The 19,747-nt window shown below is 66.6% G+C and carries 24 protein-coding genes; 10 read left to right on the top strand and 14 right to left on the bottom strand.

The features are described 5' to 3' along the window. Positions 1 to 15: 15 nt before the first annotated feature. From BDW16_RS03985 to BDW16_RS03995, 3 genes are all read right to left on the bottom strand, one after another. A complete protein-coding gene (locus BDW16_RS03985) occupies positions 16 to 282 on the bottom strand; it encodes a DUF1294 domain-containing protein (protein WP_066576265.1) in 267 nt (88 codons plus the stop codon). 8 nt (positions 283 to 290) lie between these two features. Beyond that, a complete protein-coding gene (locus BDW16_RS03990; protein ID WP_066576412.1) occupies positions 291 to 1,664 on the bottom strand; it encodes a glutamate--cysteine ligase in 1,374 nt (457 codons plus the stop codon). A gap of 67 nt (positions 1,665 to 1,731) precedes the next feature. Continuing rightward, positions 1,732 to 2,475, bottom strand: coding sequence for a 16S rRNA (uracil(1498)-N(3))-methyltransferase (locus BDW16_RS03995; protein WP_066576413.1), 744 nt, complete (start codon positions 2,473 to 2,475; stop codon positions 1,732 to 1,734). 191 nt (positions 2,476 to 2,666) lie between these two features. Between BDW16_RS03995 and BDW16_RS04000 the strand changes: the two genes are divergently transcribed. The 5 genes from BDW16_RS04000 (at position 2,667) to BDW16_RS04020 (ending at position 7,979) form a co-directional block, all read left to right on the top strand. After that, on the top strand, positions 2,667 to 3,998 hold the full coding sequence (locus BDW16_RS04000; protein WP_066576266.1) for an ArnT family glycosyltransferase: 1,332 nt from the start codon (positions 2,667 to 2,669) through the stop codon (positions 3,996 to 3,998). Between the two features lie 57 nt (positions 3,999 to 4,055). Further along, a complete protein-coding gene (ubiA, locus tag BDW16_RS04005; RefSeq protein ID WP_066576268.1) occupies positions 4,056 to 4,973 on the top strand; it encodes a 4-hydroxybenzoate octaprenyltransferase in 918 nt (305 codons plus the stop codon). A 46-nt stretch (positions 4,974 to 5,019) separates the two neighbouring features. Further along, positions 5,020 to 6,366 (top strand): TldD/PmbA family protein, encoded by a 1,347-nt coding sequence (locus BDW16_RS04010; protein ID WP_066576269.1) that lies wholly within the window; start codon positions 5,020 to 5,022, stop codon positions 6,364 to 6,366. Then, the gene (locus BDW16_RS04015) at positions 6,359 to 7,147 is read left to right on the top strand and encodes an inositol monophosphatase family protein (protein WP_066576271.1); all 789 of its coding nucleotides are present in this window, start codon (positions 6,359 to 6,361) and stop codon (positions 7,145 to 7,147) included. Before BDW16_RS04010 ends, BDW16_RS04015 begins: the two co-directional genes overlap by 8 nt. Before the next feature lie 70 nt (positions 7,148 to 7,217). After that, entirely contained in the window at positions 7,218 to 7,979 is a 762-nt protein-coding gene (locus tag BDW16_RS04020) for an SDR family oxidoreductase (RefSeq protein ID WP_066576274.1), read from the top strand. Positions 7,980 to 7,995: 16 nt separating this feature from the next. Here BDW16_RS04020 and BDW16_RS04025 read toward each other — a convergent pair whose 3' ends face one another. The 3 genes from BDW16_RS04025 to BDW16_RS04035 are packed head-to-tail and all read right to left on the bottom strand — an operon-like array spanning position 7,996 to position 10,410. Beyond that, positions 7,996 to 8,478 carry a hypothetical protein gene (locus BDW16_RS04025; protein ID WP_066576277.1) on the bottom strand — a complete coding sequence of 161 codons (483 nt, stop codon included), beginning with the start codon at positions 8,476 to 8,478 and terminating at the stop codon, positions 7,996 to 7,998. Beyond that, on the bottom strand, positions 8,478 to 9,194 hold the full coding sequence (locus BDW16_RS04030) for a hypothetical protein (protein WP_066576285.1): 717 nt from the start codon (positions 9,192 to 9,194) through the stop codon (positions 8,478 to 8,480). Before BDW16_RS04030 ends, BDW16_RS04025 begins: the two co-directional genes overlap by 1 nt. 7 nt (positions 9,195 to 9,201) lie before the next feature. After that, positions 9,202 to 10,410, bottom strand: a complete 1,209-nt coding sequence (locus tag BDW16_RS04035; RefSeq protein WP_066576288.1) for a toxic anion resistance protein — start codon at positions 10,408 to 10,410, stop codon at positions 9,202 to 9,204. A gap of 161 nt (positions 10,411 to 10,571) precedes the next feature. On the opposite strand from BDW16_RS04035, the gene BDW16_RS21245 reads away from it, so the two are divergent. The 3 genes from BDW16_RS21245 (at position 10,572) to BDW16_RS04045 (ending at position 13,672) form a co-directional block, all read left to right on the top strand. Continuing rightward, positions 10,572 to 10,742, top strand: a complete 171-nt coding sequence (locus BDW16_RS21245) for a hypothetical protein (RefSeq protein ID WP_157081382.1) — start codon at positions 10,572 to 10,574, stop codon at positions 10,740 to 10,742. Positions 10,743 to 10,785: 43 nt separating this feature from the next. Further along, positions 10,786 to 12,600, top strand: coding sequence for a translational GTPase TypA (gene typA / locus BDW16_RS04040; protein ID WP_066576290.1), 1,815 nt, complete (start codon positions 10,786 to 10,788; stop codon positions 12,598 to 12,600). A gap of 184 nt (positions 12,601 to 12,784) precedes the next feature. After that, positions 12,785 to 13,672, top strand: a complete 888-nt coding sequence (locus BDW16_RS04045) for an OmpA family protein (RefSeq protein WP_066576420.1) — start codon at positions 12,785 to 12,787, stop codon at positions 13,670 to 13,672. A gap of 78 nt (positions 13,673 to 13,750) precedes the next feature. On the opposite strand, the gene ruvB is transcribed toward BDW16_RS04045, so the two are convergent. The 3 genes from ruvB to ruvA are packed head-to-tail and all read right to left on the bottom strand — an operon-like array spanning position 13,751 to position 15,782. Further along, entirely contained in the window at positions 13,751 to 14,779 is a 1,029-nt protein-coding gene (gene ruvB, locus BDW16_RS04050; protein WP_066576292.1) for a Holliday junction branch migration DNA helicase RuvB, read from the bottom strand. Further along, positions 14,776 to 15,186: a hypothetical protein gene (locus BDW16_RS21030; protein WP_125958783.1), complete on the bottom strand. Its 411-nt coding sequence runs from the start codon at positions 15,184 to 15,186 to the stop codon at positions 14,776 to 14,778. The genes ruvB and BDW16_RS21030 overlap by 4 nt, the downstream gene beginning before the upstream one ends. After that, entirely contained in the window at positions 15,183 to 15,782 is a 600-nt protein-coding gene (gene ruvA, locus BDW16_RS04055) for a Holliday junction branch migration protein RuvA (protein WP_066576295.1), read from the bottom strand. Before ruvA ends, BDW16_RS21030 begins: the two co-directional genes overlap by 4 nt. A 214-nt stretch (positions 15,783 to 15,996) precedes the next feature. Between ruvA and BDW16_RS04060 the strand changes: the two genes are divergently transcribed. After that, positions 15,997 to 16,449, top strand: coding sequence for a hypothetical protein (locus tag BDW16_RS04060; RefSeq protein WP_066576297.1), 453 nt, complete (start codon positions 15,997 to 15,999; stop codon positions 16,447 to 16,449). 2 nt (positions 16,450 to 16,451) lie between these two features. Here the strand turns inward: BDW16_RS04060 and ruvC are convergent, their stop codons facing one another. From ruvC to BDW16_RS04085, 5 genes are all read right to left on the bottom strand, one after another. After that, positions 16,452 to 16,937 (bottom strand): crossover junction endodeoxyribonuclease RuvC, encoded by a 486-nt coding sequence (gene ruvC / locus BDW16_RS04065; RefSeq protein WP_066576301.1) that lies wholly within the window; start codon positions 16,935 to 16,937, stop codon positions 16,452 to 16,454. Positions 16,938 to 16,941: 4 nt separating this feature from the next. Further along, positions 16,942 to 17,448, bottom strand: a complete 507-nt coding sequence (locus BDW16_RS04070) for a hypothetical protein (RefSeq protein WP_125458884.1) — start codon at positions 17,446 to 17,448, stop codon at positions 16,942 to 16,944. Positions 17,449 to 17,542: 94 nt separating this feature from the next. After that, positions 17,543 to 18,286 (bottom strand): YebC/PmpR family DNA-binding transcriptional regulator, encoded by a 744-nt coding sequence (locus BDW16_RS04075; protein WP_066576308.1) that lies wholly within the window; start codon positions 18,284 to 18,286, stop codon positions 17,543 to 17,545. A 105-nt stretch (positions 18,287 to 18,391) separates the two neighbouring features. Further along, a complete protein-coding gene (locus BDW16_RS04080) occupies positions 18,392 to 18,718 on the bottom strand; it encodes a heavy metal-binding domain-containing protein (RefSeq protein ID WP_066576313.1) in 327 nt (108 codons plus the stop codon). A gap of 152 nt (positions 18,719 to 18,870) precedes the next feature. Continuing rightward, positions 18,871 to 19,110 (bottom strand): DUF2312 domain-containing protein, encoded by a 240-nt coding sequence (locus BDW16_RS04085; protein ID WP_066576316.1) that lies wholly within the window; start codon positions 19,108 to 19,110, stop codon positions 18,871 to 18,873. Positions 19,111 to 19,327: 217 nt separating this feature from the next. On the opposite strand from BDW16_RS04085, the gene BDW16_RS04090 reads away from it, so the two are divergent. Beyond that, positions 19,328 to 19,723, top strand: a complete 396-nt coding sequence (locus BDW16_RS04090) for a hypothetical protein (protein WP_066576318.1) — start codon at positions 19,328 to 19,330, stop codon at positions 19,721 to 19,723. Positions 19,724 to 19,747: the final 24 nt, after the last annotated feature.

Genomic DNA, 19,747 nt, shown 5'->3' on the forward strand with positions numbered 1-19,747 from the left:
AATGCGGGCGGGGCGCTAGACCAGCAACAAGCCGGTCGGCGCCCCGATCTGCATCGCAACGATCAGCAGCAACAGCGTCGAAAAGGGCTGCTTGCGCGTCTTGTGCCGGAACAGGCGGCGCGCGAGCAGGGCCGCGGGCGATCCACCGATCAGTGCGAGCAGCAGCAGGTCCGCCTCACGCACGCGCCGCCCGCCGTCGATCGCGCGCCGCTTGTCGTGGCGGAAGGCCAGGAAGGTGACGAAGTTGACGAGCGCGAGGTAGATCGGAATCGCGACGATCAACGGAGTTCCTAGAAGCGGTTCTCGGCGTACATCCGGCAGGCGTCGCCGTCCCACTGGCCGCGATAATGCTCCAGCAGCACTTCCGCGGGTACCTTGCCCGTCCGCACGATCTCGCGCAGCGGATCGAGGAAGCCGCTCTCATTGTCGCCGGCCGAGTTGAGGCGACCACGCGCGGTAAGCCCGGCCCCGGCAATGTCGATCACCTTCCCGGCGATGTCGCGGAGCTTGCCGCCGCCCGGCAGCGGCGCATCGAGACCAAGCTTCGGCACGGAATCGCGCAGCTCCTGCCGCCCGGCCATGTCCCAGCCCTTGACCAGATCCCATGCCGCGTCGAGCGCGCCCTGATCGTAGAGCAGACCGACCCAGAGCGCGGGCAGCGCGCAGATGCGATTCCACGGCCCGCCATCGGCCCCGCGCATCTCCAGGAAGGTCTTGAGCCGCACTTCGGGGAAGGCGGTCGAGAGATGATCGGCCCAGTCGTCGATCGTCGGCTTCTCGCCGGGCAGCACCGACAGCTCGCCCTTCAGGAAATCGCGGAAGCTGAGGCCCGCGGCGTCGATATACTTCCCGTCGCGATAGACGAAGTACATCGGCACATCGAGCGCGTACTCGGCATAGCGCTCGTAACCGAACCCGTCCTCGAACACGAAGGGCAGCATGCCGGTGCGGGCCGGATCGGTGTCGGACCAGATATGGCTGCGGTAGGAGAGATAGCCGTTCGGCTTCTTCTCGGTGAAGGGCGAGTTGGCGAACAGCGCCGTCGCCAGCGGCTGGAGCGCGAGGCCGACGCGAAACTTCTGCGCCATGTCCGCCTCGCTCGAATAGTCGAGGTTCACCTGGATCGTGCAGGTGCGCAGCATCATGTCCAGGCCCAGGCTGCCGACGCGCGGCATGTGGCGCAGCATGATGCCGTAGCGGCCCTTGGGCATGATCGGCAGTTCGGCGCGCGTCTTGTCGGGCCACATGCCAAGGCCGAGGAAGCCGAGGCCCAGCTTCTCGCCCACCGCCTTGACCTGCTGCAGGTGGCGGCCGGTCTCGGCACAGGTCTGGTGAAGATTCTCCAGTGGCGCGCCTGAGAGTTCTAGCTGCCCGGCGGGTTCGAGGCTGACCGTGCCGTCGGGGCCCGACAGCGCGATGACATTGTCGCCCTCGGTCACCGGCGTCCAGCCGAACTGGGTCAGCTCGGCCAGCAGGTCGCGTATGCCGCCCGGCTCGTCATAGGACGGCGCATGGCAGTCCTTGGTCGAATAGACGAATTTCTCGTGCTCGGTGCCGATTCGCCAGCGCTCGGCGGCCTTCTCCCCACCGGCAAAATAATCGAGGAGCTGCTGACGGCTCTCGATGACAGGCGCGTTGCTGCTAACAGCCGTCTTTGTGCTCATGCGCGGCATGTAGGCGCGCGTAACGATCCGCGAAAGAGGGGATGAAACACCCTATTTTCAGTGGATATTACCAGTCTCCCGCCGCGCCCATCCACAGGCTCACCGCCGCCGCCGCCGCGGTCTCAGCGCGCAGGATCCGGGGGCCGAGCGTGATCCCCACCGCCAGAGGCATCGCGCGGATCGCGTCGCGCTCATCGGCATCGAATCCGCCCTCAGGCCCGATCAGGATCGCCGCGGGACCGCGATGTTCACGCATCGCCTCAAGCGCGGGGGCACCGCCGGTTTCGTCGGCAAAGAACAAGGCGCGCTCCGCCGGCCAGTCCTTGAGCATCGCCGCCAGCTTCACGGGCTCGACCAGCTCGGGCAGGGCGGTGCGTCCGCATTGCTCGGCCGCCTCGATCATATGGGTGCGCAGCCGATCGAGGTTCAGCTTGTCGACCACCGCACGCCGCGTCAGCACCGGCGCCAGCCGCGCGACCCCCAACTCGCACGCCTTCTCGGCGACCCAGTCGATCCGTCCCTTCTTGATCGGTGCGGCGCACAGCCACAGGTCGGGTACGGCCTCGCGCACCCGCAGTTGCTCGCGCACCTCCAGCGTCACGTCGCGCTTGCGCACCTCGGCGGCGACCGCCAGCCATTCGCCGGTCGCATCGTCGAACAGCTTGACCGGATCACCCGACTTGAGCCGCATCACGCTCGCCAGGTAATGGCCCTGCGGCCCGTCGATCCGCCGCAGCTCTCCCTCGGTCAACGCGGGTTCGACGAACAGGCGCGGCGTCGATTGCGGCGGCCAGGCGGGGGTAGCGATCACGGGCTCTCCGGAGACTTGCATCGCGGTCTTCTACCGCGATCCGATCGGCACGGAAGCACCTATTCCCTTGGCCAGATTAACCACCTATTGCTCCATCTGGTGGCCGCTGTCTCATAATAGACCGCGACTCCTGCTGCGTTAATCACAAACTATTCTATCAATCTCCGTGAGCTAACCCGAACATCGAGCGCATGGGCAGCTTGACGATTCGCAACGCCGCGCACGTCAGATCGCGACAGGCGATTAACCATTTCACGACTTCGCCGCGCATCGTTCCCGCGATCTTCGCGGTTGCTCTGACCCTTCGCATCCTGAGCGTGGTCTTTCTTCCCATAGAGCCGGATTCGGATGCGCTCTGGTACTTGCTTCGCGCGGGCGAAATGGCGGAGGGCGCGGGATATCAGGAGTCCGGCCATCCCACCGCCTTCTGGCCGGTAGGATACCCCGCGCTGCTCGCCGCAAGCATGACCGTTTTCGGCCCGTCCCTGTTCGGCCCGATCCTGCTCAACCTTGCCGCGGTCGCGCTCAAGCTCTGGCTCATCCTGTGGTTCTCCCGCCGGCTGGAACTGGGCGAGGCGATCGGACGCGGTGCGGCAATGCTCTACGCCCTCTATCCGTCGCATATCGTCTATGTCGGCACGGCAGCGTCGGAGGTCACCGCCACCGCAGTCACGATGGCGGCGATGGCGCTCCTGCTGGCCGCGCGTGGCAGGATCGGGCTCTCGCTGTTCGCAGGGCTGGTGTTCGGCGTCGCCACGCTGACGCGGCCCCAGACCCTCCTGTTCGCGCCGCTGCTCATCGCACTGATGTGGCTGACCCTGCGCAGCTATGGCTGGCGGCGCGCATTGGTCAGCGGAGTTGCCTGCTATGGCGCCCTGATGCTGGTGGTCCTCCCCTGGACCGCGCGCAACGCAATGGTGCTCGGCGCACCCGTCCTCGTCTCCACCAACGGCGGGGTCGCGCTTCAGGCCGGCGCCAACCGGCTTGCCGATGGCGGCTATTTCCAGGTCGAGAAGTCGGCTCTGTGGCAGGATACCGGCATCGATTTCCGCCGCCGCGTTCAGGATCAGGTCGAGATGGACCGCCGGCTCAAGGCAATGGCGATCGACTGGATCAAGGCAAATCCGGCCGACTGGTTCCTGCTCGGCTTTCGCAAGATCGCGGCACTCTGGGGCAAGGACAGCGACGCCTTCTGGTCGCTCGATGCCAGTCACGCGCAATGGAAGCCGGTATGGACCGGCGTGAAGGCGGCGAACCAGCTCTACTATCTCGGCCTGCTCGCACTTGGCGCGCTTGCGCTGTCGATCGGCGCATGCGCGGCGTGGCAGCGCGACATGCGCGTCGCGCCGCTGCTGATCATCGGCGCGATGCCCTTCTTCTGCACCGCCCTCGCCTTCGGCTTCACCGGGCAGACGCGCTATCATTTTCCGGCCATGCCCTTCATGTGCATCGCGGCAGCCTATGCGATCGCACGCCTTTCCCGGGCGCGGCAGGAGGCGCAAAAAACCGCGCTCGCCGGATAATTCGCTGTCCTGGCGCCCCCTGCCTGTGGCAGCAGGACAGCGATATGATGGCTGTTCATGACTGACCCGGCGCAGATCGTCCCCGATACCGAGCATCGCGGCCTTGTCCGTCTGCTTCCCGCCGCCGCGCGACCCTATGCGCTGCTCGCCCGGTTCGACCGGCCGATCGGCTGGTGGCTGCTGTTCTGGCCCGGCGCCTGGGCCATTGCGCTGGCTGGCGGCGCGGTGCAGCGATGGGACCTGATCCTCTGGTTCCTGCTCGGCAGTATCGCAATGCGCGGTGCTGGCTGCGTCTACAACGACATCGTCGACCGCGACCTCGACCGGCAGGTCGCGCGCACCCGCAGCCGCCCGCTCGCCAGCGGCGCGGTAAGCCTCAAAGCCGCGTGGATCTGGCTCGTCTCGCTCTGCCTCATCGGCCTTGTCGTCCTCCTCCAGCTCAACCCTTTCGCCGCGGCCATCGCGCTGGCCAGCCTCGCACTGGTCGCCGCCTATCCGTTCATGAAGCGGATTACCTGGTGGCCCCAGGCATGGCTCGGCCTCGTCTTTTCCTGGGCGGCGCTGGTCGGCTGGGCGGCGATCGCCCGCGAACTGCCCCCGCCCGCCCTGATGCTCTACGTCGGCTGCATCTTCTGGGTGATCGGCTACGACACCATCTATGCGCTGCAGGATGTCGAGGACGATGCGCTGGTCGGGGTGCGTTCCTCCGCCCGCCGGCTGGGCGAGAATGTCCAACTTGGGGTTGCCGCCTTCTACGCCATCGCGATCACGCTGTGGGGTGCAGCACTGTGGCAGGTCCGCCCCGACAAGCTCGCCCTCGCCGCGCTTGCCCCGGCTGCGGTGCACCTGCTCTGGCAGGTCGGCACGCTTGTCCCCGCCGACGGCGCGAATGCGCTTCACCGCTTCCGTTCGAACCGCTTCACCGGCCTGCTCGTCTTCGCCGCCTGTTTCGTCGTCGGGACGACAGCGGTTTGAAGCGCGGGCTTTTGACGTTGGCGCGCCGACTTCCTAGATCGCCGCGATGCTGACCCCCGAACAAGCCCGAGATCGAGTCCAGGATGCCATCGCCCGCGCGCGCAAGGCCGGTGCGGACGCCGCCGACGCAATGCTCTCAGGCGGCGAATCGCTCTCCGTCTCCGTGCGCCTCGGCGCGCTGGAGGATGTCGGCCGGGCCGAGCATGAAGAGCTGGGCCTGCGTGTCTTCGTGGGCACGCGATCCGCCAGCATCTCCTCGACCGATCTGACTCCGGCCGCGCTCGACACGCTTGCCGAACGCGCAGTGGCGATGGCGCGTGAGGCGCCCGAGGATGAATGGGCCGGCCTCGCCCCGGCCGAGCGGCTGCTCAAGGGCAATGTCCCGGATCTCGACCTCGACGACGGCCAGCTGGGCGAGCCTGCCGCACTCAAGGCACGCGCACTCGCCGCCGAGGATGCCGCACGCGCAATCCCCGGCGTCACCAACAGCGAAGGCGGTGGCGCATCGGCCAGCCGCAGCATCTGGGCGCTCGCCACCAGCCACGGTTTTGCCGGCGCCTATGCCGTGACCAGCCACAGCCTGTCCGCCAGCGTGCTTGCGGGCGAGACCGGCGCGATGGAGCGCGACTATGCCCATCACAGCGCACGCCACGCCAGGCATGTCGAATCGCCCGAAGAGATCGGCCGTCGCGCGGGCGAACGTGCGGTCGCCCGCCTGAACCCCGGACGGATGAAGAGCGGCGCGATGCCCGTGGTTCTCGATCCGCGCGTCGGCACCAGCCTGCTCGGTCATCTCAGCGGCGCCATTTCGGGCAGCGCGATCACGCGTCAGACCAGCTTCCTGCTCGATGCGATGGGCACGCAGGTCTTCGCCCCGGGTATCCGTATCCAGGACGATCCGCACCGCCCCCGCGGGCTGCGCTCGCGCCCCTTCGATGGCGAAGGCCTGCCCGTCTCGCCGGTCGCGCTGATCGAGGACGGCAAGCTCGAAACCTGGCTGCTCGACAGCGCCGCTGCTCGCCAGCTCGGCCTCGAGCCGACCGGCCATGCCAGCCGCGGCATAGGCGGCGCGCCGGGAGTCGGCCCCAGCAATCTGTTCATGGAGGCTGGCAAGCTGCCCGTCGAAACGCTCATCGCCGATATCAGCTATGGCGTCTATGTCACTGAACTCATTGGCCAGGGTGTCAATCTCATCACCGGCGACTATAGCCGCGGTGCCGCCGGCTTCCTGATCGAGAATGGCGAGATCACCCGGCCCGTCTCCGAATTCACCGTCGCGGGCACCCTCCAGGCGATGTTCGCGGCGCTGGTGCCCGCCAACGACCTCGAGTTCCGCTACGGCATCAACGTGCCGACCCTGCGCATCGATGGGATGACCGTTGCCAGTGGCTGACACGCTTGCCTCCGCGGTCAGCGCCATCGCTGCCGAGGCGGGCCGGCTGGCGCTTGCCCGCTATGGGCAGGATGTCCGCAAATGGGAGAAATCGCCCAACAATTTCGTGTGCGAAGTCGATCTGGCGATCGACGAACTGCTCCGCGCGCGCCTCTCGGCGCTGCTCCCCGATGCCGGCTGGCTGTCGGAGGAGACCGCCGACGATCTCGCCCGGCTGTCGGCCAGCCACGTCTGGGTGGTCGACCCGATCGACGGCACGCGCGATTTCCTGCGCCACCGCCCCGGCTGGGCAATCTCGGTCGCGCTGGTCGAGAATGGCCAGCCGGTGATCGGCGTGCTCGATGCACCGGTCCGTGGCGAGCATTGGCTGGCGGAAAGGGGCAAGGGCGCGGCGCGGAACGGTATTCCGCTTATCGCCTCTGACCGCATCGAACTCACAGGCGCGCGCGTCCCCGCCGACGACCTTCCCAGGATCGACCGGCATCTGACGATGGTCGACAAACCCAATTCGATCGCGCTGCGCATGGCGATGGTCGCGTCAGCGGAGGCCGACCTGCTCGCGACCTTCCGCTGGGGCAACGAGTGGGACATCGCCGCCGCCACGCTGATCGCGCGCGAAGCAGGCGCGAAGGTTACCGATGCACTCGGCAAGAAGCTGCGCTTCAACACCCCTGCTGGAGAGGCATTCGGCGTGCTCACCGCCGCACCAGGCATTCATCAGGCCGCGGCCGACCATTTGCGTGACCGCGCAGTCGAAGCGTTGGGCCGCCCCCGCTTTTGAAGGCAAGCGCCGGGAAGCGCTTCCCAATCGCACGCGCCATGTGCCCGCTCCGAACCAAGGAGACAGGAACATGGCAAGACTCGACGGCAAGGTTGCAATCATCACGGGGGCCAGCTCGGGCATCGGTGAAGCGGCGGCGCGGCGCTTCGCGGCAGAAGGTGCAAAGCTGGTTCTCGCCGCACGGCGACCTGCCGAGCTTGAGCGCGTGGCCGACGAGCTGGGCGGCGAGACAGCGTTCCTCGCTGGAGACGTCCGCGACGAAGCGTATGCCGAAGCGCTGGTCGCGCTAGCGGTCGAGCGTTTCGGCGGGCTCGATATCGCGTTCAACAATGCCGGCGCCGTCGGCGTGAGCGGTCCGCTGACCGGCCTTGCCGCGGAAGACTGGGGCTGGACGATCGCCACCAACCTCACCGCCGCTTTCTATGGCGCTAAGCATCAGGCTGCGGCGATGGCGGCGCGCGGCGGCGGGTCGATCCTGTTCAGCTCAAGCTTCGTCGGGGCCGCCAACGGCATTCCCGGCATGGGCGCCTATGCCGCCGCCAAGGCCGGCCTGCTCGGGCTGGTCCGCACGCTCGCCGTGGAGCTTGGGCCGCAGCGCGTCCGCGCCAATGCGCTCATCATCGGCGGTACCGACACCCCCGCCAGCTCGGCACGCCAGCCGGATGCCGATCCGGGCGTGCAGGCGTGGATGGAACAGCTCCACGCGCTCAAGCGCCTCGCCGAGCCGGAAGAAATTGCCGAGATGGCGCTGTTTCTCGCATCCGACGCTGCCAGCTTCGTCACGGGCGGTGCGATTGCGGTCGATGGGGGCGCTTCGATCACCAAGACGTGAGGGTCTCGCCTGCAGCCTACTCCGGACCGCCGTCGAGATCGCCGACGCACTGAGTCTCGGGCTCGCGCGCCGCCATCCGCTTCAGTTCGGACGTCCGGACGGTAATGCCGGGAAACAGCGTGTCGGGCGCGACACTATAGGATCGGATCAGCCGTACCGCCCATCCATAGTGCTTCGCGCCCGCCGCGCAGCTGTCGCTGCCGCCATCGCCCTCGCCCCAGACCACGCGCCAGGGCGCCTTGCCCTCGCGCGTCAGGATCGCCTGGAACCCGCCGATACCGCCCTCGCCTTCGACATAGGAAATGGCGCGGTTACGCTCGTGAAAGACGTGGAATCGCCTGAAGGTGTAGCGCACCCCCGCGTCGTTCCCGCCCTTCAGCGTCCTGATGATCGCGGTGCGCTCCGCGCTGCCGGCCGCCGGCGTGTAGACGCCGTTCCGTGACGCTGCGAGCGGCGCCGCAGCAAGCAGCATGGATGCCGCGACAAGCGCCGCTGGCATCAAGCGCCGCCGACCTCGTCATCGCCGCGATACTTGACCTGCAGGTAGCGCCCGCGCGTCGCCAGCGCATCGAGATCGCCCTGGGCCAGCTGCCGGGACATATCGGAAATCTCCTGATCGATCAGGCTGAGCCCATCGACCAGCTGCTTGTCCGGCGACTGGCCGAACCGGTCCTGGCCGCGCAGATTCTGCGGCACGCGCTGGTAGCCCTTGATCAACTCGGGCAATTGCTCCCCCACCAGCTTGCGAACCTCGGCCGCCGCGGGTTCGCCTTCATTGAGCGACTTGAGCTGCCCCGCCAGCACGTCGAGCTTCATCCCGATCGAATCGAGCAGCGGCATCGCCGCGCCGGGCAGCGTCGGCCGCTGGCGGTCCAGCCACTCCTCGGTGCGCAGCGGCAGCGTGACGAGCGGCGCCTCGCCGAACTTCTCGGGCGCGACTTCCTTGCTCGCCGGCGCCAGTCCGAAGAACAGCGTCGCGGCGATCAGCAGCGCCATTACGACCAGCGCCCCGCCCATCCCCAGCGGAATGAACCAGCCCAGGATCATCGCGCCGATCACGATCGCGCCCGCGGCGCCCGCGATGCGGCCGACACGGGTCAGGATCTCGGCGTCGCGCCGCTTCTTCGCGCGCGTGCTCAGCGTCGTGTAACGCTCGCGCGAACGGTTGAGCACTTCATCGGCACGGGCAATCTCACGATCGATCTCGCTTGGCATGGCGGACTTACAGCGCCTCCAGCTTGAACTGCTCGGCGCCGCCCGAAACCTGGTTCTGCGCGGCCCCCTCGGCCCGGGCGATATAGCCCTTCGACTTCTCGACCTCGTTCGACAGCACGTTGACCGTGGTCTTCATATTGTCGAGCGCCTTGAGCTTGAACGTGTCGATCGCGTCCATCGTGTCGTAGATGTTCTGGAAGGCGCGCTGCAGCGTCTCGATCGGGATCGTGCTGCTCGCCGCCTGCTCATGCACCATCGCCGTGTTCTGCTTGAGCAGATTGCCGGTCGAATCGATGATGTTCGCGGTGGTGGTGTTGAGCGCGGTGATCTGGTCGAGCACCAGCCGCTGCGCGGTCAGTGCCTGCGCCACCGTTACCGCGGTGCGCAGCGCGCCAACGGTGGTGGTCGATGCGCGATCGACGCCCTTCACCAGCTCGACATTGTTCTTCTTGACCAGGTCGAGCGCCAGATAGCCCTGCACCGTCACCGCCATCTGGGTCAGCAGGTCCTGCGTGCGCTGGCGGGTATAGAACAACGCGGTCTCGCGGATCGCCTTGGCCTTGGCCGGATCGGTATGGTCGAGCTCGAGCGCCTTGTCCTCGAGCTTCTGATCCATCTCCTTCGAGATGTAGATCATCTGCTCGAGCCGGCCCATCGCCGCCCACAGGTTCTGCCGCTCCACGTCGATCGCGGCATTGTCCATCAGCAGTTCGTCCTTGCCGGACTGCAGGCTCTTCAGGATCGACGCGATGTGCGTCTGGCTCGACTTATAGCTGTCGAAATAATTGCGCAGGCTGTTGCCCATCGGGATCAGGCCGAACAGCTTCTTGCGCTGGGTCAGGTTGCCCTTCTTGCCGGGATCGAGATCCTCGACCACGCGGCGCAGCTCGGCCAGGTCCTTGCCGACACCGACATCCTTGTCCATCGCCCGGACCGGCCGGTCGAGGAAGCGGTTGGACTGTCCTGCCGCATCGCGGATTTCCTTCGATCCCATCGCGGTGATCGCGTCGACGCGCTTGCCGAACTCCGGCGAGTTCACGTCCTGCGCCACCAGATCGTCGATGAAGGTCTCGACACGAGCGACAAGCTCGGTCTTCTTCGCGTCTTCGACAGGCACAAGCCCTGCCATCTTCTCGGGCGCACGCTCCTTCAGCGGCTCGGGCGCGGTCAGCACCAGGTCGTCGGTCTTCTCGGCAGTCGCAGTCTCGGTCGCCATTTGCCCATCTCTCCAGCGGTTCTGCCCAAGATGAACGGGAACCGCGTGCGCTTCAAGTGTATCGCCAATATAATACACTTGAATTATGGTGCAACCGACCGATGGGGTCAGGGGTTCCAGATGACGCGGGCTGTTAACATATCCGCGCTAGGACGGGTGGCATGGAACGCAGGCTGAAGATGATGATCGCCGGTTCGATCGCGGTGTGGGTGCCGGTCTCCACGGCTGCCCAGGCGTCGCCCGCGGCCGTCGACCTGGGCAAGGCCTATCGGCTGAAGGCAGAGCCGGCGGACGAATCACCGGTACTTCCCGCGCCGCACAAATTCCGCTAAGGGCGCGCGCAACCCGCGATTCCGCGGCATCCAGGATATCCGCATGAACCTTCGCAACGTGGCGATCATCGCCCACGTCGATCATGGCAAGACCACGCTCGTCGATCAGCTTTTCCGCCAGTCCGGCACCTTCCGCGACAACCAGCGCGTCGAAGAGCGCGCGATGGACTCGAACGACCTCGAGAAGGAGCGCGGGATCACCATTCTCGCCAAGCCGACCTCGGTCGAGTGGAACGGCACGCGCATCAACATCGTCGACACGCCCGGCCACGCCGATTTCGGCGGCGAGGTGGAGCGTATCCTCTCGATGGTCGATGGCGTCATCCTGCTGGTCGACAGCTCCGAAGGCGCGATGCCGCAGACGAAGTTCGTGACCGGCAAGGCGCTGAAGCTCGGCCTGCGTCCGATCGTCGTGGTCAACAAGATCGACCGCCCGGACGAGCGCATCCAGGAAGTGCTGGACGAGGTGTTCGACCTGTTCGTCAGCCTTGACGCGACCGACGAGCAGCTCGACTTCCCGGTCCTCTACGCCTCGGGCCGCAACGGCTATGCGAACGAGGACCCGACGCTGCGCGAGGGCACGCTGGAACCGCTGTTCCAGAAGATCGTGGATCACGTCCCCCCGCCCGCGCTCGACATCGACGCGCCCTTCACCTTCCTGGTGACGCTGCTCGACCGCGACAATTTCCTCGGCCGCGTCCTCACCGGCCGCGTCACCAGCGGCAAGGTCAAGGTCAACCAGGCCATCCACGCGCTCGACATGGACGGCAACGTCATCGAGACGGGCCGCGCGTCGAAGATCATGTCGTTCCGCGGCCTCGAGCGCGTTCCGGTCGATGAAGCACAGGCGGGCGACATCATCAGCCTCGCCGGCCTGACCGTCGCGACCGTTTCGAACACCATCGCCGACACCTCGGTCAGCGAGGCGATCCAGGCGCAGCCGATCGATCCGCCGACGCTGTCGATGCGCTTCGCCGTCAACGACAGCCCGATGGCGGGCCGCGAGGGCACGAAGGTGACGTCGCGCATGATCCGCGACCGCCTGCTCCGCGAAGCCGAATCCAACGTTGCGATCAAGGTGACCGAAGCCGCCGACAAGGACAGCTTCGAAGTCGCCGGCCGCGGCGAGCTTCAGCTGGGCGTGCTGATCGAAACCATGCGCCGCGAGGGCTTCGAGCTCGGCATCAGCCGTCCGCGCGTGCTGTTCCGTGAGGAAGACGGCCAGAAGATGGAGCCGTACGAGACGGTCATCATCGACGTGGACGAGGAGCATTCGGGCACGGTCGTCGACAAGATGAACATCCGCAAGGCCGAGATGACCGACATGCGTCCCTCGGGCGGCGGCAAGACCCGCATCACCTTCAGCGCCCCGTCGCGCGGCATGATCGGCTATCATGGCGAGTTCCTGTCGGACACGCGCGGCACCGGCATCATGAACCGGCTGTTCGAGAAGTACGGCCCGCACAAGGGCGCGATCGAAGGCCGCAAGAACGGCGTGCTGATCTCCAACGGCTCGGGCGAGGCGAACGCCTATTCGCTCAACACGCTGGAAGAACGCGGCATCCTGTTCGTCGGCCATGGCGAAGCGCTGTATGAAGGCATGATCATCGGCGAGAACGCCAAGCCGGAAGACCTCGAGGTCAATCCGATGAAGGCGAAGCAGCTCTCCAACGTCCGCTCGTCGGGCAAGGACGACGCGATCCGCCTGACCCCGCCGAAGAAGATGACGCTGGAACAGGCGATCGCCTACATCGACGACGACGAGATGGTCGAGGTGACCCCAAAGACCATCCGCCTGCGCAAGCGCCACCTCGACCCGCACGAGCGCAAGCGCGCGAGCCGCGCCAAGGCGGCGTAAGGCCACCGGATCGGGTTTGAGATCGGAAGGCGCCGGGGAAACTCCGGCGCCTTTCTCTTTGGGCGCGACTTCAGCCCGTCGCACGATACGCACCAGCAGCCGCACCGGCCCTCAGCTCGCGGAACCGGCGATCCGCATGACGGTTTCGCCCGCCAACGCAGCACAGCGTTTCAAGGAGAGCAGAGTGCGTATCGTTTCCCGAACCCCCAAGATGATCCTGCCGCTGGCGCTGCTGGCCGGCGTGGCGCCCGCCAGCCTCGCCCAGACGCAGGAAAACCCGCCCGCGGACGTGTCGATCTACGGCTCGCAGCCGGCACCTGCCGAGATGGTCAAGGGGCCTGAGGTCAAGGGTATCATCTCCGCACGCAGCGGCGACAAGGTGCAGGTCACCACCCCCGACGGCTCGAAGACGGTTGTCGCTGTCACCGATGCCACCAAGATCAAGGCCAGCGGCGGCTTTCTCGGCCTTGGCGGGAGCAAGCTCGCGGCAGGCTCGCTGCTCAACGGCCTGCCCGTGACGATCAAGACGCTGCAGGCCGGCGACACGCTGGTGGCGAGCCAGATCAACCTGCAGAACAAGGATCTGCGGACCGCCAACATGATCCACAACGGCACCGACCAGCGCTTTGCCGAGCAGACCGCGGCAACCGACGCGCTGCGCAGCCGCGTGGGCGATATCGACCAGTATAACGTCAAGGGCACGACCAACGTGAACTTCGACACCGGCAAGGCGGTGCTGTCGAGCCAGGCAAAGGCCGATCTGTGCGCTGCGGCCCAGCAGGCCGAAGCGATGGACAACGCCGTCCTGCTGGTCGTCGGCTATACCGATTCGACGGGAAGCCAGGAGTTCAACCAGACGCTGAGCGAAAAGCGGGCAAGCACCGTGATCAACTATCTGCAGCAGGCGTGCAAGTGGAAGCCCTATCGGGTGATGACCCCGACCGGCATGGCCGAAGCAGATCCGCTGGCGGACAATTCCACGCCTGAGGGCAAGGCGCAGAACCGCCGCGTCGCGGTGAACATCATGGTCAGCAAGGCCGTCGATGGTTTGCAGGAAGCGCGGCTCAACTGAAAATGACGAAGGCGCCGGGGGTGACCCCGGCGTTTTCTTGGTGCGGAACGGTTTGCGCCCCTGATAGCGGCGATTCCGTTATTTTCCGTCGAACAACCCGTCCTGCGATCCGGCAGGCGGGTTGAGGCCGAGATGCTTCCAGCCCGCCGCGTTGAGGCAGCGGCCGCGTGCGGTGCGGGCGATCATCCCGATCTGGATGAGGTACGGCTCGATCACCTCCTCAATCGTGTCGCGCGGCTCGCTGAGGCCGGCGGCGAGCGTTTCCACCCCCACCGGGCCGCCCCGATAGATGTCGGCGATCATGGTGAGGTAGCGGCGATCCATCGCGTCGAGGCCGAGCGCATCGACCTCAAGCCGGTTGAGCGCGGCGTCGGCGGCGCGGGCATGAACCACGCTTTCCCCCGCGACATTGGCGAAATCGCGCACGCGGCGGAGCAGGCGGCCGGCGATGCGCGGGGTGCCGCGCGAGCGCCGGGCAATCTCGGCAGCGCCATCCTGCGCGATACCGAGGTCCAGCAGGCCCGCTGCGCGAGTGACGACGCGGGTCAGTTCCTCCACGGTGTAGAATTGCAGGCGGACCGGGATGCCGAACCGGTCGCGCAGCGGCGTGGTGAGCAGGCCCTGCCGGGTGGTGGCGCCGACCAGAGTGAAGCGCGGCAGATCGATACGGACGGAGCGCGCCGACGGCCCCTCCCCGATCATCAGGTCGAGCGCACGATCCTCCATCGCCGGATAGAGCACTTCCTCGACCGCGGGATTGAGGCGGTGGATCTCGTCGATGAACAGGACGTCGCCATCCTCGAGATTGGTGAGCAGCGCGGCGAGATCGCCCGACTTGGCGATGACCGGGCCCGAGGTGGCGCGAAAGCCGACGCCCATTTCCTTGGCGATGATCTGTGCGAGCGTGGTCTTGCCGAGGCCCGGCGGGCCGAAGAACAGGACATGGTCGAGCGCGTCGCCACGGGTGCGGGCCGCGTCGATGAACACACGCAGATTGTCGCGCGCGGCACGCTGGCCGACGAACTCGTCGAGCGATTTCGGGCGCAGCGCGGCATCGACGTCCTCGGGACGGCGGGATGCGGTAAGGATGCGGTCGGAGTCGGTCATGGATTTCTCTTGCGCGGAACCGCGCCGATCAAGAAAGGCCGGTAAGACCGAGCCTCAAAGACCTTTCGGCCCGCATGTCGCCTGATGTAACCGGCCACATAGACAAAACCTTGGGTATGGCCCCAATGACTGCAACTCGAACTCAGGCTAGCTTTCACGCGCAGTTTTTCACCGGCACGAAACCCCAACTTCTTCTCAAGCACCGTCACCGTAGCAAATTCAGTATGGCCGTAGGATAGGCGATCCGGATCATCCACCCGCACCTTAAGAAACTGAACGCTATCAGGCAGGCGCGTCGGTCGATGCGCGAAAAACACATGATCCTCGGCATCCGGCGATCGACACGCTTGGGCTGAACCAACAGCGCTCACCATCATCGCTGCCGCCATGAAGAAACGAGGGCTCACTTCGCCGCCTTCCGCAGCGCCAGCCGCACCAGCGCGTCGAGGCTCGCTCCTCCCCCCAGTTCGTCCATCGCAGCGTTGACCGCGTTGCTCGCCTCGGCGGGCCTGAAGCCGAGGTTGAGCATCGCCGAGACCGCGTCGTTCGCCGCGCCGCCAGCCGGGATCGCCGCCCCTACCCCGCCGCCGCCAAGCGCGATGCCGCCGGCCTTGTCCTTGAGCTCGTTGACGATGCGCTGGGCAAGCTTCGGCCCGACCCCGTTGGCGCGCGCGATCATCGCGGCGTCGGCGCGGGCGACCGCGGTCTGTACCTCGGCCGGGGAGAGGATCGAGAGGATCGCCAGCGCGACCTTTGCCCCCACCCCCTGCACGCTGGTGAGCAGGCGGAACCAGTTGCGCTCATCCGCCGAAGCGAAGCCCATCAGGCGGATCGAATCCTCGCTCACCAGCATCTCGGTGTGGACGGTCACGAACTCGCCAAGGCTGCCGAGCGCTGCCAGGGTTTTGGCCGAAGCGCCAACGAGATAGCCGACTCCGTTCACGTCGATCACCGCATGATCGATGCCGGTCGCGGCGAGATGGCCGTTGAGATGCGCGATCATCGACGGGTATCCAGATGCCCGAAATTCATAAAAGTCCTGCTCGCGCGTGCGCCCTGATGAACAAGCGGCCGGTATTCAGCGATAGCGGAGGGCAAGCGACAGGCCATGCCGGTACATAAACGGAACGGCGCCACGTAGGAAAGCGAAATTGCGGCCCGCCCCTTGGCAGACACGGCCGCCGCACCATTTCAATCGGGATAGGGGGAGATACCGGATGCTGACCGTCGGATTGCTGCTGGGATGGGCGGCACTACTGCTCGCCGGAGCCACCCGCACCGGACAGTCGATGCGCGCCGCGCTGATCGAGCGTCCGGCCACTTGGCTGAACCGGTTTACCCGCGGTCAGGCGATCTTCACCGCTGTGCTGATGCTGTTCGCAGGACTGATCTTCTGGATCGCGGGAGAAGCGGGTCTGCGATTCGTCAGCCTATACGCCCCGGAACTGATCGGGCTGCTGGCCAGCGTCGAGTTCACCGCGGCAATCGATGCCGTCGCGGTGGCGATCGCAACCGCCGCTTCGGTGCGTCTGCGCAGCATGACGGCATGGGTGAAAATGCGCCTGCCGGGGCAGAGATCGCGCACACGCCGTACGCAGCGGACCCGCCGGCCCAACCTGCCCGCCAACGACGCGGACGGGCCCGCCCGCCGCCTCGCCTGCGCTGCCTGACGCTAGCGCAACGCCCGCGCGCTCGCGAGGTGGTGCGCGTGGCAGATCGCCACGGCGAGCGCGTCGGCGGCATCGGCGCCTGCGATCTTCACGCCCGGGAGCAGGCGCGACACCATCGCATGGACCTGTGCCTTCTCGGCAGTGCCGGTGCCGACCACCGCCTTCTTGACGAGACGCGGAGCATATTCGCCGACATCGAGCCCCGCGCGCGCGGCCGCCGCGATGGCGACGCCGCGGGCATGTGCGAGCTTGAGCGTCGATTGCGGGTTCGAGTTGACGAACACCTCTTCCACCGCCGCCGCCTGCGGCGCGTGATCGGCGATCAATGCGGCGAGCATCGCGTCGAGATGCGCGAGGCGGCGTGGCAGCGGTGCCTTCGCATCGGTCTTGAGCTGGCCGTTGGCGAGATGGCTGAGGCGGTTACCCTCTGCGCGGATCAGCCCCCAGCCGGTGGTGCCGAGGCCGGGATCGAGACCGAGCAGGATCATGGCGTCAGTACCACATGTCGAAGCCGGGGTCGGTATCCTCGGGTACGGCGTCGGGAATACGGCCGACGGGATGGGCGCCGCTCCTGCACGAAAGCGTCGCCAGATCCTTGTCGCCGCGGCGGACATGGATACCCGACCACAGCCTGCCCGGCCGCTCGGTCAGGTTGCCCGCCGTGCCCCAGAAGACGACATAGCTGTAATCGGCGCGAGTGAAGCGGAGATAGGGCTGCGAGCCGCCGCCGCCGCCGACCACGACCTTGCGGCGGACATTGCTCCAGTCCGGGGTGCTGGCGATGGCGATGTCGGGCTTGCCGGGAGGACCATAGCGATAGTGCAGCTTGCCGCCGCCGGAGCAGACGCTGCCCGCCGATTTGCCGAAGTTGCAGGTGTAGACGACCGCCTCCCCCGCGCGGCACTGGCTGGCCGGCGCGGGCGAAGGTGCGGCAGTGACCGGAGCCGCCGCGGGCGCCGCCAGCATGAGTGCGAGTGCGGTCAGGAGCAAAGTTCGCATCGGCACCTCCCATCAGCTCCTGGAGGAGCCCGTTTGCTTCAGGCCCTCCATCATGCCTGCCGCATGGCCCCTCCCCATTCCGGGGAGGAACGGATCAGCCCAGCTTTTCCATCACCGCGTCGGACACTTCGTAATTGCCCCAGACGGTCTGGACGTCGTCGTCGTCGTCGAGCGCGTCGATCAGCTTGAACAGCGTCGCGGCGTCTTCCTCGCCCACCTCGACCATCGTCTGCGGCTTCCAGGCGAGCTTGGCGCCCTCGGCCTCGCCCAGCACGGCTTCGAGCGCCTTGGCGACTTCGTGCAGGTCGGCGCTGGCGGTCCAGATCTCGTGGCCGTCCTCGCTCGACGTCACGTCCTCGGCCCCCGCTTCAAGCGCGGCTTCGAACACCTTCTCGGCATCGCCCGCGCTGGCCGGGTAGTTGATCAGGCCGACGCGGTCGAAGGCATGGCTGACCGAGCCTGAAGCGCCGAGGTTGCCGCCGTTCTTGCTGACCGCGGTGCGGACGTTGGTCGCGGTGCGGTTGCGGTTGTCCGACAGCGCTTCGATGATCAGGCTGACGCCGCCCGGGCCGAAGCCCTCGTAGCGGATTTCCTCGTAATTCTCGCCTTCGCCCTTGCTCGCCTTGTCGATCGCGCGTGCGATATTGTCCTTGGGCATCGACTGCGCCTTGGCCGCGTTGATCGCGGCGCGCAGGCGCGGGTTCATGTCGGGATCGGGCAAGCCCATCTTGGCCGCGACGGTGATTTCGCGGCTGAGCTTGGAGAACATGCCCGAGCGCTTCTTATCCTGCGCGCCCTTGCGGTGCATGATGTTCTTGAATTTGGAATGGCCTGCCATGGGTCGTCTCTGCGAAAATGTGTGGCGGCGTCTCTAGGCGAGAGGCGGGGCGGCACGCAATGCCTACCCGTCACCCCGGTACAAGGCCGGAGTGATGGTACAGGCTCAGACCCCGCTGACCGAGACCGCGGTGCCGGAGGCGGAGACCATCAGCATCGAACCGCCCTTGCCGATCACTTCGTAATCGAAATCGATCCCGATCACGCCGTTCGCGCCGAGCGCCAGCGCCTCGGCCTTGAGCTCCTCGAGCGCGGTCCTGCGCGCTTCCTTGAGGGGGCGCTCGTAGCTGCCCGAACGGCCGCCGACGATGTCGCGAATGCCTGCGAAGAGATCGCGGAAGATGTTGGCGCCGATGATGACCTCAGCCGTCACGATGCCGTGATAGCGGGTGACCGAATGGCCATCGACGGTGCTGGTGGTGGTCAGAATCATGGAATGAGATTTCCTTGCCTGTGTCAGCTTTGCTGACGCGGCACCGGCCCGCTCCCCACCCGGCCACCCATAGGATTCTGGCGCTGGGTAGCCGGATGGGCGAGCGGGCCGGTGCCGCAACCCGGTTCAGCGACCGCTGAACCGAACAAGCATTAGACCATGCCCAGCGCGTTGCGATAGGTCTCGAGAAGCGCGTCCTGCTCGTCGAGCTGGTGCTTCTCCATCTTGCGCAGGCGCACGATGGTGCGGATCGTCTTGGCGTCGAAGCCGGTCGACTTGGCTTCGGCATAGACATCCTTGATGTCGTCGCTGATGCCCTTCTTTTCCTCTTCCAGCCGCTCGATCCGCTCGATCAGAAGGCGCAGCTGCTCGGCCGAAATCGAGTCGCTCATGTCCCGCTCCAAAATAAGGTGCCAATTAGGGTGAACGCGGGCGTTTAGCGGCTGCGGCAGGGGGTGCAAGGGGGCGTGCGGCGGAACGTGTGGATAGGAAAGGATGCCCGCGCGCACCCGTAAGCGGCCCCATTACCTGCGACGTAATTGGAATGATTCGCGCCCGCGGCGAAGTTGCAGTCACCGCGGCGAGGGATGCCGCCCAAGGAGAACTGCCATGATCCGCTTTCCGCTCAATGTCCGCCAGGCGATGATCGTCGATTTCGCCGGCACCGGTGCCACCGCCGTGCTCGCCATCGTCGCGGCAGGGTTCACCGCTGGCCTTACGGGGCTGCCCGAAGCGCTGATCCGCGGCGCCGGCCTCGCGCTGGTTCCCTTCCTCGCGCTGGTGCTGGCGATGGCGGTGAAGCCTGCGCGCGGCGGCGTGGTCGCGGTGATCGCGATCAACATCGCCTGGGTGATCGCGAGCTTTGCGACGATGGCCTTCTTCGTCAGCCCAAACGCATTCGGCTACGCCTTCATCACCGCGCAGGCGCTGGCGGTGGCCCTGTTCGCGGAGCTCCAGATCCTGGCGCTCCGCAACGAGGGCAAGGCGGCCGGCGCCTATGCCTGAGGCGGATGGTCCGCGCCCGCGTCC

This window comes from Sphingomonas koreensis, assembly GCF_002797435.1.
GTDB classification, from domain to species: Bacteria; Pseudomonadota; Alphaproteobacteria; order Sphingomonadales; family Sphingomonadaceae; genus Sphingomonas; species Sphingomonas koreensis.

Bases quoted from the DNA above. Each gene is read 5' to 3' on its own strand.
- BDW16_RS03990 (WP_066576412.1), bottom strand. From the start codon at position 1,664: ATGAGCACAAAGACGGCTGTTAGCAGCAACGCGCCTGTCATCGAGAGC.
- BDW16_RS04000 (WP_066576266.1), top strand. From the start codon at position 2,667: ATGGGCAGCTTGACGATTCGCAACGCCGCGCACGTCAGATCGCGACAG.
- ubiA (WP_066576268.1), top strand. From the start codon at position 4,056: ATGACTGACCCGGCGCAGATCGTCCCCGATACCGAGCATCGCGGCCTT.
- BDW16_RS04010 (WP_066576269.1), top strand. From the start codon at position 5,020: ATGCTGACCCCCGAACAAGCCCGAGATCGAGTCCAGGATGCCATCGCC.
- BDW16_RS04020 (WP_066576274.1), top strand. From the start codon at position 7,218: ATGGCAAGACTCGACGGCAAGGTTGCAATCATCACGGGGGCCAGCTCG.
- BDW16_RS04025 (WP_066576277.1), bottom strand. From the start codon at position 8,478: ATGCCAGCGGCGCTTGTCGCGGCATCCATGCTGCTTGCTGCGGCGCCG.
- BDW16_RS04030 (WP_066576285.1), bottom strand. From the start codon at position 9,194: ATGCCAAGCGAGATCGATCGTGAGATTGCCCGTGCCGATGAAGTGCTC.
- BDW16_RS04035 (WP_066576288.1), bottom strand. From the start codon at position 10,410: ATGGCGACCGAGACTGCGACTGCCGAGAAGACCGACGACCTGGTGCTG.
- BDW16_RS21245 (WP_157081382.1), top strand. From the start codon at position 10,572: ATGGAACGCAGGCTGAAGATGATGATCGCCGGTTCGATCGCGGTGTGG.
- typA (WP_066576290.1), top strand. From the start codon at position 10,786: ATGAACCTTCGCAACGTGGCGATCATCGCCCACGTCGATCATGGCAAG.
- ruvB (WP_066576292.1), bottom strand. From the start codon at position 14,779: ATGACCGACTCCGACCGCATCCTTACCGCATCCCGCCGTCCCGAGGAC.
- ruvA (WP_066576295.1), bottom strand. From the start codon at position 15,782: ATGATCGCGCATCTCAACGGCCATCTCGCCGCGACCGGCATCGATCAT.
- BDW16_RS04060 (WP_066576297.1), top strand. From the start codon at position 15,997: ATGCTGACCGTCGGATTGCTGCTGGGATGGGCGGCACTACTGCTCGCC.
- ruvC (WP_066576301.1), bottom strand. From the start codon at position 16,937: ATGATCCTGCTCGGTCTCGATCCCGGCCTCGGCACCACCGGCTGGGGG.
- BDW16_RS04070 (WP_125458884.1), bottom strand. From the start codon at position 17,448: ATGCGAACTTTGCTCCTGACCGCACTCGCACTCATGCTGGCGGCGCCC.
- BDW16_RS04075 (WP_066576308.1), bottom strand. From the start codon at position 18,286: ATGGCAGGCCATTCCAAATTCAAGAACATCATGCACCGCAAGGGCGCG.
- BDW16_RS04080 (WP_066576313.1), bottom strand. From the start codon at position 18,718: ATGATTCTGACCACCACCAGCACCGTCGATGGCCATTCGGTCACCCGC.
- BDW16_RS04085 (WP_066576316.1), bottom strand. From the start codon at position 19,110: ATGAGCGACTCGATTTCGGCCGAGCAGCTGCGCCTTCTGATCGAGCGG.
- BDW16_RS04090 (WP_066576318.1), top strand. From the start codon at position 19,328: ATGATCCGCTTTCCGCTCAATGTCCGCCAGGCGATGATCGTCGATTTC.